The 12,218-nt window shown below is 47.7% G+C and carries 9 protein-coding genes and 1 rRNA gene; all 10 read right to left on the reverse strand.

Going from position 1 to position 12,218, the window contains the following annotated elements; genetic code table 11:
• Positions 1–92: 92 nt before the first annotated feature.
• The 10 genes from M1D71_RS22940 to M1D71_RS22985 all read right to left on the reverse strand — a co-directional run bounded on the left by M1D71_RS22940 (position 93) and on the right by M1D71_RS22985 (position 12,131).
• A 16S ribosomal RNA gene (locus M1D71_RS22940) occupies positions 93–1,645 on the reverse strand.
• 540 nt (positions 1,646–2,185) lie between these two features.
• Positions 2,186–3,805, reverse strand: coding sequence for a LysM peptidoglycan-binding domain-containing protein (locus tag M1D71_RS22945; protein WP_458123818.1), 1,620 nt, complete (start codon positions 3,803–3,805; stop codon positions 2,186–2,188).
• Between the two features lie 195 nt (positions 3,806–4,000).
• Positions 4,001–4,885, reverse strand: a complete 885-nt coding sequence (gene ilvE, locus M1D71_RS22950) for a branched-chain-amino-acid transaminase (protein WP_458123819.1) — start codon at positions 4,883–4,885, stop codon at positions 4,001–4,003.
• A 148-nt stretch (positions 4,886–5,033) separates the two neighbouring features.
• On the reverse strand, positions 5,034–5,906 hold the full coding sequence (gene pheA / locus M1D71_RS22955) for a prephenate dehydratase (protein WP_458123820.1): 873 nt from the start codon (positions 5,904–5,906) through the stop codon (positions 5,034–5,036).
• Positions 5,903–6,871, reverse strand: a complete 969-nt coding sequence (gene thrB / locus M1D71_RS22960) for a homoserine kinase (protein ID WP_458123821.1) — start codon at positions 6,869–6,871, stop codon at positions 5,903–5,905. The genes pheA and thrB overlap by 4 nt, the downstream gene beginning before the upstream one ends.
• A complete protein-coding gene (gene thrC, locus M1D71_RS22965) occupies positions 6,868–7,938 on the reverse strand; it encodes a threonine synthase (protein ID WP_036673546.1) in 1,071 nt (356 codons plus the stop codon). Before thrC ends, thrB begins: the two co-directional genes overlap by 4 nt.
• Before the next feature lie 115 nt (positions 7,939–8,053).
• Entirely contained in the window at positions 8,054–9,340 is a 1,287-nt protein-coding gene (locus M1D71_RS22970; RefSeq protein ID WP_458123822.1) for a homoserine dehydrogenase, read from the reverse strand.
• A 58-nt stretch (positions 9,341–9,398) separates the two neighbouring features.
• Positions 9,399–9,836, reverse strand: a complete 438-nt coding sequence (locus tag M1D71_RS22975) for an ACT domain-containing protein (RefSeq protein WP_017692625.1) — start codon at positions 9,834–9,836, stop codon at positions 9,399–9,401.
• Between the two features lie 226 nt (positions 9,837–10,062).
• Entirely contained in the window at positions 10,063–11,373 is a 1,311-nt protein-coding gene (gene obgE, locus M1D71_RS22980) for a GTPase ObgE (RefSeq protein ID WP_458123823.1), read from the reverse strand.
• Between the two features lie 17 nt (positions 11,374–11,390).
• Positions 11,391–12,131, reverse strand: coding sequence for a Spo0B domain-containing protein (locus M1D71_RS22985; protein ID WP_458123824.1), 741 nt, complete (start codon positions 12,129–12,131; stop codon positions 11,391–11,393).
• Positions 12,132–12,218: the final 87 nt, after the last annotated feature.

Raw genomic sequence — 12,218 nt, forward strand, 5'->3', positions numbered from 1 at the left:
CACCAAGGTGAAGGACCGAAATGAATTGCGGTTGCAGGTTCTAAGAACCTGCTTATTTGAATGTTTCCGTTACAGGAAACGATTCTCCATAGAAAGGAGGTGATCCAGCCGCACCTTCCGATACGGCTACCTTGTTACGACTTCACCCCAATCATCTATCCCACCTTCGGCGGCTGGCTCCTTGCGGTTACCCCACCGACTTCGGGTGTTATAAACTCTCGTGGTGTGACGGGCGGTGTGTACAAGACCCGGGAACGTATTCACCGCGGCATGCTGATCCGCGATTACTAGCAATTCCGACTTCATGCAGGCGAGTTGCAGCCTGCAATCCGAACTGAGACCGGCTTTGTTGGGATTGGCTCCATCTCGCGATTTCGCAGCCCGTTGTACCGGCCATTGTAGTACGTGTGTAGCCCAGGTCATAAGGGGCATGATGATTTGACGTCATCCCCACCTTCCTCCGGTTTGTCACCGGCAGTCTATCTAGAGTGCCCACCCGAAGTGCTGGCAACTAAATATAAGGGTTGCGCTCGTTGCGGGACTTAACCCAACATCTCACGACACGAGCTGACGACAACCATGCACCACCTGTCTCCTCTGTCCCGAAGGAAAGGTACATCTCTGTACCGGTCAGAGGGATGTCAAGACCTGGTAAGGTTCTTCGCGTTGCTTCGAATTAAACCACATACTCCACTGCTTGTGCGGGTCCCCGTCAATTCCTTTGAGTTTCAGTCTTGCGACCGTACTCCCCAGGCGGAGTGCTTAATGTGTTAACTTCGGCACCAAGGGTATCGAAACCCCTAACACCTAGCACTCATCGTTTACGGCGTGGACTACCAGGGTATCTAATCCTGTTTGCTCCCCACGCTTTCGCGCCTCAGCGTCAGTTACAGCCCAGAGAGTCGCCTTCGCCACTGGTGTTCCTCCACATATCTACGCATTTCACCGCTACACGTGGAATTCCACTCTCCTCTTCTGCACTCAAGTCACCCAGTTTCCAGTGCGATCCGGGGTTGAGCCCCGGGATTAAACACCAGACTTAAATGACCGCCTGCGCGCGCTTTACGCCCAATAATTCCGGACAACGCTTGCCCCCTACGTATTACCGCGGCTGCTGGCACGTAGTTAGCCGGGGCTTTCTTCTCAGGTACCGTCACCTTGAGAGCAGTTACTCTCCCAAGCGTTCTTCCCTGGCAACAGAGCTTTACGATCCGAAAACCTTCATCACTCACGCGGCATTGCTCCGTCAGGCTTTCGCCCATTGCGGAAGATTCCCTACTGCTGCCTCCCGTAGGAGTCTGGGCCGTGTCTCAGTCCCAGTGTGGCCGATCACCCTCTCAGGTCGGCTACGCATCGTCGCCTTGGTGAGCCGTTACCTCACCAACTAGCTAATGCGCCGCAGGCCCATCCCCAAGTGACAGATTGCTCCGTCTTTCCAGTTCTCTTCAGGCGAAGAAAACAATTATTCGGTATTAGCTACCGTTTCCGGTAGTTGTCCCAAACTTGAGGGCAGGTTGCCTACGTGTTACTCACCCGTCCGCCGCTAAGTATCCAGGAAGCAAGCTTCCTATCAACTCCGCTCGACTTGCATGTATTAGGCATGCCGCCAGCGTTCGTCCTGAGCCAGGATCAAACTCTCCAATAAATTGAAAAGAGCGATAAGCTCATTTTGAATCTGACGAGATTAAAAATCTCATTTGTGCTCCAGTCGATTCAAGCCAAGACTTGTTTCAAACTTTCGCGTTCATTCTGCAAGCAGAATGTTTACTCACTCGTTGTTCAGTTTTCAAAGATCAAACTTCTTTTTCATCATTCATTGTGTTTCCCGTGTCAGCCGTGTGTTTCAGCGGCGACTTAAATAATATATCATATGGTTGAATCTAATGCAACAGTTATTTTCATTTTTTCTTTAATAGTTTTGCATTATCTAAAACCGCCACTAATATCCCCTACCTTGTCCTATCATAATGGTGCGCTCATAGGGTACAAATATTCTAACACACTTCTGAAAGGGTTCACAATACTTTCGCAACAAAATGCTCTCCAGCAGTCCTGAACACTTTATCTCCGTTATGTGAAACTCAATGTCTACCCTGGTAAACGGGAAGCCAGCTCTTTCTTACAAAGCTGGCTTCTCGCCTGATATAACAAGTACCTACTACTTCACCAATTGCAATCCATTAGGTTAGTTTTGAATCCATGGATTACGACGTTTTTTATTGGATTTCCGTTGGTTGGAAGATGTTGCACCTTCTCTGGATGTTTTTCCGGACACGGATACCTTGGATTTGTTCTTCAGAGGAGCTTTGTTGTTTGTTCTGCGTTTCGCAGCTGCCGGCTTATTCCCGTCTTGCTTGGACTTTGCCTCCGAATCCGCTCCAGCCTCATCCATTGCTACCTGACTTAAGTTTGCGTCGTCACGTCCCTCCTTTTTACCACCCTTGCCTTGGCCCTGTGGAGGGTACAAATCACCAAAAGCACCAAGCGGGGACGGAGGGACCATGTTCTGTGTAGGATATGGATTCTGATAAGCATACTCTATGGGCTGATGCGGCATCGTTGATGTTGACATTTCAGGTGGCATACCATACGAAGGACCGTACATATTCCAAGCCGAATCCTGATAACCATGAGTAGGATAAGTATACTGAGGCATGTGTGTATGTGAACCACATCCGCATGGCGGGTACGGAAGCATCGAATACGGAGATATGAACGGTGGCTGATGATTCATATGGCTAGGTGCTGTATAGGTTGGGAATGGACTGTTTACATGGGCAGCTGGTGCAATTGGAAATGAATTGTTTTGCATGCCTGCGAACACATTTGGCATAACGTTGTTGTGGTTATGGCTTTGCTCCGCCCCAGTCCACGGACTGTTCGACAGATCACTGCCACCATAAGGACTCACTTCCGGAATACCTGGAAATGGCGCATTATTGCTCGCTCCTGCCGTGTACATGTCTTGCTGAACAACGTACACCTCTTGTGCAGGTACCGGGATTTGAACATAAGGGTGCTCCGCTGGCGCATGATGCAATTTATTACCACAACCACAAGGCTTTTTCGTTGATGGTGCAACCTCAACCGGAGACTTGGTATTAGGCATTACTGGCAAAGGCATAATTTCAGGTGAAAGATTGGGCATTGTGTATTCCTTGGTTTCTGCTACCGGTTTTACATGAACTTCGGGTTTAGCCTCTTCCTTTTTGTGCTTTTCCTTTTCGGGTTTCACTTCAGGAAGCTCAGGCAACTGTGGCAGCATCTCCAGTTCTGGCATTACATTCGGCATTACCGGGTTAGCTGGCGGTGGGACGGGTACTGGAACCTCTGATACCGGAGGAGGACTTGGCGCGACAGGTACCGGTGGTGCAGGCTCTTCTTTTACTCCCGTGTATTCCTTACCTTCAGGCGACAACTTTTCATGAGCAGCGATGTTGCTGGCACCCGAATTAGATGCGTTGTTTCCTTGTGCGTGCATAGATGGAATATAAACTGTTTCCCCCACCAGCAGAGCGTTCGGATTTTTCAACTGTGGATTGGCATTGATCATATCTTTCAAAGGAACTCCCCAAGCTTGTGACAACTTCCATAACGAATCCCCTTGCTGAACCTTGTGACTGTGAAGCACGCCTTCAGGCTTCGGTGTTACTGGCTCTGCAGGAATTTTGACCTTCATACCAATGTCCAGCTTGTCGGGATTTGTGATTTGCGGATTAGCCGCAATCAATTTGTCCAGCGCTACATTGTATTTTTGGGACAGCAGATATAATGTGTCGCCTTTTTTCACCATGTGTATTTTCACAGGGAACTAACCTCCTAGACGTCATACTTGGGCAGTACATTCGCCCATACCGTTACTACATCCTATGCAGAAACCGGGCTAATGACATCAACTAAACAAAAAAAATCCTCCTGTCTCTAAAATCCTCATACACCAGGTATGCTGAATTTTATCGGACAAGGAGGATTCTTATTCCCTATGCTATTCAATTCAAACTTAAGATTCCCACACTTTGTAGCCATCTTTGTCAACGATCTGGCGGAATGCTTCCAGCAGTCTCAGCGTTATCGGACCTGCTACACCCGTACCAATCGTTCTTCCATCCACTTCGTATGCGGCAATAACTTCTGCAGCTGTCCCGGTGAAAAAGACTTCATCTGCAATATACACATCATGAAGGGTGAATGGAATTTCTTTTAATTCAAGCTCAAGCTCGCCACATAGATCGATAATGGCTTGACGTGTAATCCCTTCAAGTGCTCCGAGATAACAAGGAGGCGTGTATACTACACCATTTTTGATGATGAAGATGTTATCACTTGAACCCTCAGTAACGTACCCTTGGGAATTCAGCATAATCGCTTCACCGGCACCTGAATAGTTGGATTGAATTTTAACCAGGATGTTATTCAGATAGTTCAATGATTTAATTTTTGGATTTAATGCATCCGGAATGTTCCGGCGTTGGGATACGGACACTGCTTTCAACCCTGTAAGATACGCTTCTTCCGGATAGATCGCCAATTGCTCCACGATGATGATTACGGATGCCTTAGGGCAACGTAGCGGGTCCAATCCCAGATTACCAGGGCCACGCGATACAATAAGACGAATATAGCCGTTACGCATATCATTACGTCGTACTGTTTCGGCCATCACTTCCAGCATCTCATCAATAGACAGCGGGATATTCAAACTGATGGATTTCGCCGAATCATACAAACGATCCAGATGGGCCTTACATCTAAAAATGTTTCCGTTATAGATCCGAATACCTTCGAAAATCCCGTCTCCATACAAAAATCCATGGTCATATACCGAAACGGTTGCGTTCTCCTTGGTCACATACTGACCATCCAAATAGATCCATTGCTCTGCCACGGATGACTGCACCTCCATAAAATATCCATTCCCTAAACTCCGAAACGCTATTAACCCGTCCATTGTACACCAAATGACAAGCCATTACTCGCTCATTCTATCCCGACTTATGACAACCTTCTAACATTCCCAACCACCATCAGGTCGATTACCTCGAAGGATATGTATAACAAGGATAACTACCCAGAACGCGCACCTGACAATTCAATGCTTCAATCTCTGCCATGGCTGCGGTCAGCAATACCGAATCGACCGTTTCCACAACATCAATGTAAAAATAGTAACTGCCCAATCGTTTCTTCGTTGGACGAGATTCGAGACGGGTCAAGTTCAGCTTCCGCCATGCAAAAGCCGACAATACTTGATGCAACGCACCCGGTGCATCTTCTGGCAACGTCACCAGCAAGCTGGTTTTTACATGATCCGGTTCACGTGGAATGTTCACAGGTTCATGTCCGATGAGCACAAAACGGGTGTAGTTGTTGTCATGATCTGTAACCCGTTCAGCCATAATGTCCAAGCCATGCTTCTGGGCAGCAAGCTTTGTACCGATCGCCACCCAGCCCTTACCCGGATTTTTTTTCACAATTTCAACAGCTTCAGCCGTACTATTCACGCCTTCAAGGTCTGCCCCAGGCGAATGCAGGCGAATAAAATTCTGACACTGTGGAATAGCCACAGGGTGAGACATAATCTTGGTGATTCTACCAAAGTCATACTCGCCACTCTCTGTCTTAAATTCCGAGCCATGTCCAATAACATTCTGGATGGATGGGTATACCCACTCTGCTTGCATCGGAATATCCACTTCATTCACAAGCCAGTCCATATGAAGACTAACGGAGCCTTCAATGGTATTCTCAATCGGAATAACACTGTATTGTGCATTCCCGCTATCCGTTGCTCGAAACACGTCCGAAATCAGCTTGGAATGAAGCAAATCTATCGGTTCTCCGTTGAAAAGGAAATCAATTGCCTCATGAGAGACTGAGCCTTCAGGTAATACTGCAATTCGTTTCATGCATTAACTTCCCCTTTGATTCTGTCCAAAAAAGGACGTTCGTCTTGATCAGGCAGCACGGTTACACCGTCCAGATCCGGATCGAGCCACAGTGCAGAAGCAGATATGCCCTCCCGCTCCATGGTGTTCAGCAAATAGTGTTCCAATTCCGCTTTGCGGGTGTCATGACGATCGACCAAAGTCAACACGGTCGGTCCAGCTCCGCTCAGGGCAGCTCCCAAAGCTCCATGATCAACGGCATGTTCCAGTATTTCAGCCATGCCCGGTACCAATGATGCCCGGTATGGTTGGTGAATTCGATCTGACATCGCCTTCTGAATCATGTCCAGTCGTCCACTTGCCAAAGCTGCAACGAGCAGCGAGGATCTGCTAATGTTATGCACGACATCAGACATGCCAAATTGCTCTGGAATCACATTTCTTGCTTTGGAAGTAGACAGTTGGAATTCAGGTACAATAACCAAAGCCTGCAAATCCTGGTGTGGTTCAATGCGAATATGATCTACCCGCTCACCATCCCAAGCAGCTGCAATAATACCACCATATAGCGAGGCTCCTACATTGTCTGGATGCTTCTCGAGGGATGTGGCCATATCCAGGAGCTTGGCATCGGATAAAGGAGAGCCGATTAATGCATTCGCTGCTGCCAGCGCACCAACGATGGCAGATGCGCTGCTCCCGAGCCCACGTGTCAGTGGAATATCGGAATACATGGAAATCTCCAATTCAGGCACGGATACCCCTGCTTCTTGGAATACCATCTGTACAACTTCATAGATCAAATTCGTTTTATCCGTAGGCAGACCTGTCAAATGATTGCCGTGAAGATGAAATGTCGTCTGCTCGGCAGGCTTCATTTCCAACCAGGCATACAAAGACAATGCCATGCCCAGGGTATCAAACCCCGGACCGAGATTGGCTGTGCTTGCAGGTATTTTTACGGTTACCTTTTCTCGCAAACTCATACAGATTGCTGCTCCAGTTGTGCAATAGCCGCCATTACCGCTTCTTCCGTATCTTCAACAACAAGCGGCTCAGTCGCTACCGTTTTAATTGCAATGTTAGGATCTTTCAGGCCATTGCCTGTCAGTACACAAACCACAGTCTCTCCGCCTTTAAAGTACCCTTCACTCTTCAGTTTGTATACACCGGCAAGGGAAGCTGCAGATGCTGGTTCAGCAAAGATGCCTTCCCGAGAAGCAAGCGTACGATAAGCTGTCAGGATTTGTTCATCCGTTACATAATTAATCTGTCCACCCGATTCCTCAGCTGCAGCTACTGCCGTTTTCCAGCTCGCGGGATTACCGATTCGAATCGCTGTTGCTACCGTTTCAGGTTCAAGGATCGGCTCACCTTTGACAATAGCCATCGCACCTTCGGCTTCAAAACCAACCATGCGTGGCAGCGTGCTGGATTTGCCTGCCTCTTTATATTCTTTGAAACCTTTCCAATACGCTGAGATATTGCCCGCATTACCGACCGGAATAGCCAGAACGTCAGGAGCTTCGCCAAGTTGTTCAATAACTTCAAACGCTGCTGTCTTCTGTCCTTCAATACGGAACGGATTCACGGAGTTCACAAGCGTGATCGGATGTTTAGCTGTAATCTCACGCACAATCTCCAGCGCACGGTCAAAGTTACCATTGATCGCAATCACCTTAGCTCCATAGATCATGGCTTGAGCCAGTTTACCCAGTGCAATGTTGTTATTCGGGATCAGCACGATACAATTGAGACCACCACGTGCGGCGTAGGCCGCTGCAGCTGCTGATGTATTACCTGTGGATGCACACATGATTGTGCGACTGCCCTCTTCCATCGCTTTGGCAACAGCCATAACCATGCCGCGGTCTTTGAAAGAACCCGTAGGGTTCAAACCTTCGTATTTGAAGTAAACATTCAAACCGAGTTCCTCAGACAGATTCTCTGCATGAATCAAAGGTGTGTTTCCTTCCTGAAGCGTAAGCAGGGGTGTATTTTCATTAACCGGAAGGTGCTCTCTGTACGTTTGCAAAAGTCCTTGATATCTCATTGTGGGTAAACTCCTTTATGTTTTAATAATCTGAAATGATGACCTGTTGAACCGGATATAATTAAATTGTACGTTATAACTTAAATAATTGAGATGCAGTATGGAATACGGACAATTATCCTTCCACCCGATAAACACTCTTAATGCGGCGAATAACGCTGAGTGATTCAAAATGTTTTAAGACCTTATCCATGCTTGCCTTACTTGCATTATGTGTAACGATAATGATCTCGGCATCCGGGTTATGCTCATTCGGCTGTTGAACAACCGAAGCCAGACTGACATCATATTCTGCGAAAATTTGTGTAATTTGTGCCAGTACACCGGCTTTATCATCTACATGCAACAAAATAAAGTTTTTCGACATGATCTGCTCGTCGCTTTGCAGTCGCTTCGTCTTATAAGGCACAATCGCTTTGAGACCGTTCACGCCAAGTTTAAGGTTTTTGGTAACCGCCACAATGTCAGCTACAACAGAAGTTGCCGTTGGCAGTTCTCCCGCACCCGCACCGTAGAACATGGTCTCGCCTACAGCTTCACCGTGTACATAAACTGCGTTGAACACACCATTGACTGAAGCAATCGGATGATTTTGTCTAACCATAGTCGGCTGAACGCTAATCGTGATCTCATCGCCAACACGATCTGCAATACCAAGTAACTTCATCTCATAGCCAAGTCTTCTGGCATACGTGATGTCTTCACGGGTTACAGAGGATATCCCTCTAACGGTTACATCCTTCAACTCCACATTGGTGCGGAAACCGAGCGTACTCAAGATCGCCATTTTGCGGGCTGCGTCAAGTCCTTCCACATCCGAAGTTGGATCCGCTTCAGCGTATCCCAGCGCCTGTGCCTCGGCCAGTACTTGTTCATAGGATGCGCCTTCCTGACTCATTTTGGTCAAAATAAAGTTCGTTGTTCCGTTCACAATCCCCATGATACGGGTAATCCGGTCAGAAGAGAAACCTTCAATCAGGGTACGAATGATCGGAATACCTCCCGCAACACTCGCTTCATAGAACACGTCGCATTGTTTTTCCTGCGCCTTCGCCAAAATTTCTGAACCATGCAGGGCCATGAGATCTTTGTTCGCTGTTACGATATGTTTCCCCCGCTCCAACGCTTCAAGAATATACTCCTTCGTCTGATCAATGCCGCCCATGACTTCAACGATAACATCAATATCCGGATGACGAATGACTTCCCAAGGATCTTCTGTAAGCTTGGCGCGGTCTACAGCAATGACACGGTCTTTCTCTGTATTTTTCACTGCGATCTTCTCGATGACAATCGGCGATCCAACCTGACTGCTCAGATCCTCCTGATTTCCTTCCACAATGCGAACGACTCCCGTTCCGACAGTTCCCAGACCCAACAGTCCGACTTTTACCGGTTTCACTAACGATCTACCCCCTAATGTCTATTCTTGTCTGTCAGTCCTGTATGATAAAGCCTAATTAACCTTGGCCTACAATACGCGTTCGTCTCACGCCAGGCATATCTTGCATCCGATCCAGCATTTCTCCAATTTCGCCGTGAAGATGCGTCGTCTCCACTGAAATGACTACATTGGCTCTTCCCTGAAGCGGGATACTCTGATTAATTGTAAGTACATTGGCCCCATAACCAGCTACATGTCCAAGCACACGAGACAAGATCCCCGACTGATGCTCCAGATCAATGGAGATCGTCACAATTCTCTCACGCTCCAGCTGGTTGATCAGATGAATTCCATCCTTGTACTTGTAAAAGGCACTCCGGCTTAATCCGACCTGTTCAACCGCCTCATGCACTGTTTTCACATCACCGGAAGCTAGTAGCTCTTTGACCTGCATGGTCTTCACCACAGCCTCTGGTAAAATATCTTCCCGTACTAAGTAATAGCGTTCGTTCACAGAACGTCCTCTCCTCAAAGACTCATGTATTCATATAGTGGACATTATATAGGATCTACGCCAAAAGGGCAATACATGACATGCCTATTTTTTGAAATACGTTCCTCACAGTATACAAGTTAATCCCTCTCCCATGTCAGGAAAAAACAAAAAAACGCAGAGCGGTGGGTCAACTTCCCACTTCTCTGCGTTCATATATCTATCTTTCTCCACGGAAGACGGCTACTTAGTAGTAACTGCTGCCTTCCACGAATTCGAATTCAAAGTCTCCGATGCGCACGATGGTGCCTTCTACAGCTCCGCGCTTACGCAACTCAGCATCCACACCCATATGGCGCAGTGTACGTGCGAGTTTCAGTATAGCCTCATGCGAGTTCAGTTGCATCCGTTTCATCATGCGATCAATCTTGGCACTTTCAACAATGAACATTTCATTCTCACGTACAATACGGAACCCATCGTCCTCTTTTTTGTCCAAGCTGTACACTTTACGTTCGGATACGTCTGCCACCTCTTCAACCACTGGCTCGTCCGGAATCTGATCCAGCAGATCAGCGGCACGATACAAGAGTTCTTGAATCCCTTTACGAGTCAGGGATGAAATAGGCATCACTTCAATATCCGGCTGCACCTCACGAACTTGCAACAAAAATTGCTCCAGGTTCGCTTCCGAGTCTGGCATGTCCATTTTGTTCGCTGCTACAACCTGCGGTCTCTCAGCGAGAAGCGGATTGTACAGTTTCAGCTCATCATTGATTTTCTGCCAATCTTCAAATGGATCGCGTCCTTCTGAACCCGACATGTCCACCACATGAATAATAATACGGGTACGCTCGACATGACGTAAAAACTCATGTCCCAATCCGATTCCTTCATGTGCGCCTTCAATTAGACCAGGCAAATCGGCCATGACGAAGCTTCGGCCTTCTCCTACACCGACTACACCCAGATTCGGTGTAATGGTTGTGAAATGGTATGCACCGATCTTTGGCTTGGCTGACGAAACGACAGAAAGCAATGTGGATTTCCCGACACTCGGGAAACCAACCAGACCAACATCTGCCATAACCTTTAGCTCTAATACGATGTAACGCTCCTGGCCTTCTTCACCATTCTCGGCAAGTTCAGGTGCAGGATTGTTCGGTGTGGCAAATCGGATGTTACCCCGTCCGCCCCGACCACCACGAGCAATAACAACCTGTTGACCGTGACGTGTCATATCCGCCAGTACTTCTCCACTGTCTTCATCCAAAATGATCGTTCCTGGTGGAATGCGCACAATCATGTTCTCAGCGTTTGCACCATGCTGACTTTTATTACGTCCCTTCTCACCACGAGGGGCCTTGAAGTGACGCTGGTAACGGAAATCCATCAACGTCCGTAAACCTTCATCCACGCGGAAAATGATGTCAGCTCCTCTGCCACCATCGCCCCCGGCAGGTCCGCCGTTTGGTACATACTTCTCACGACGGAACGAAATAATTCCGTCCCCTCCGTCTCCGGCTTTTACATAAATCTTCGCTTTATCTACAAACATCGGCTAACCCCTTCTTCCTATATTCCACACGGCATTCTGAATTGTATAAACGTATCCTCAGACGGAAGTTGCTCCGTTCTGACTTTTTTTCCTTTGAGTACGGCAGTAAGCTGCCGCAGTGTTTCCGGATCGGGTGTTTGATCCCCATCCAGTCGGACAACCACATCTCCATGATCCTGTCCGAAATTTAAGGTCAGTTTGCGAACCTCTCCCCAAGACGACCGGCCGCCGCCATATTGATAAGCCCTGATTGCATCCGCAATCGCTCCGGTAAGTGACTCGCCATCCTCGGGAGAGACCAGAGCACTAAGCTGCAGCTCATCTTCTATTTCCACATGCAATTCCAGCGCTATTCCACTGGCGCGGAAAGACTGAAGATAAAATACGAGGGAAGGAATACCCAATCTGGAGATTCGACTTTCTTCCGTTACCCGCTCTTTTATTCTTTCCACACATTGCAAGGATTTATCAAGTTTGCCCAGCCGAAGATATCCATATAACACCTGAAGGTCGTTCATCCAGTCGTGTCGATGATGATTTAATGAAGCAATTGCTGTCTTTTCCATGGATTGTATGATGGTTCTGCGCTCCGCCTCCGCCTGTTTCTTCATCGCATTCACAGAAATGAACAATACTGCGACGGACCACAATGCGCACACGACGCTCGAGATTATCATCGCCGGATACAACATAACGAAAACCAAAGGAATCAGAAGTGAACATGCCGCAATCCACGGCACTCTTTTCCAAGATTTCATGGCTTCTCCCCGTTCTACAAAACTCGGTTGGTCTAAACCCACCGTAACCAAGTATAACATGTCTTTTCTGCCAGTTCATTATCGAAT

Source organism: Paenibacillus sp. Z3-2 (assembly GCF_054161325.1).

Bases quoted from the DNA above. Each gene is read 5' to 3' on its own strand.
- thrB (WP_458123821.1), bottom strand. From the start codon at position 6,871: ATGAGTTTGCGAGAAAAGGTAACCGTAAAAATACCTGCAAGCACAGCC.
- obgE (WP_458123823.1), bottom strand. From the start codon at position 11,373: ATGTTTGTAGATAAAGCGAAGATTTATGTAAAAGCCGGAGACGGAGGG.
- pheA (WP_458123820.1), bottom strand. From the start codon at position 5,906: ATGAAACGAATTGCAGTATTACCTGAAGGCTCAGTCTCTCATGAGGCA.
- thrC (WP_036673546.1), bottom strand. From the start codon at position 7,938: ATGAGATATCAAGGACTTTTGCAAACGTACAGAGAGCACCTTCCGGTT.
- M1D71_RS22985 (WP_458123824.1), bottom strand. From the start codon at position 12,131: ATGAAATCTTGGAAAAGAGTGCCGTGGATTGCGGCATGTTCACTTCTG.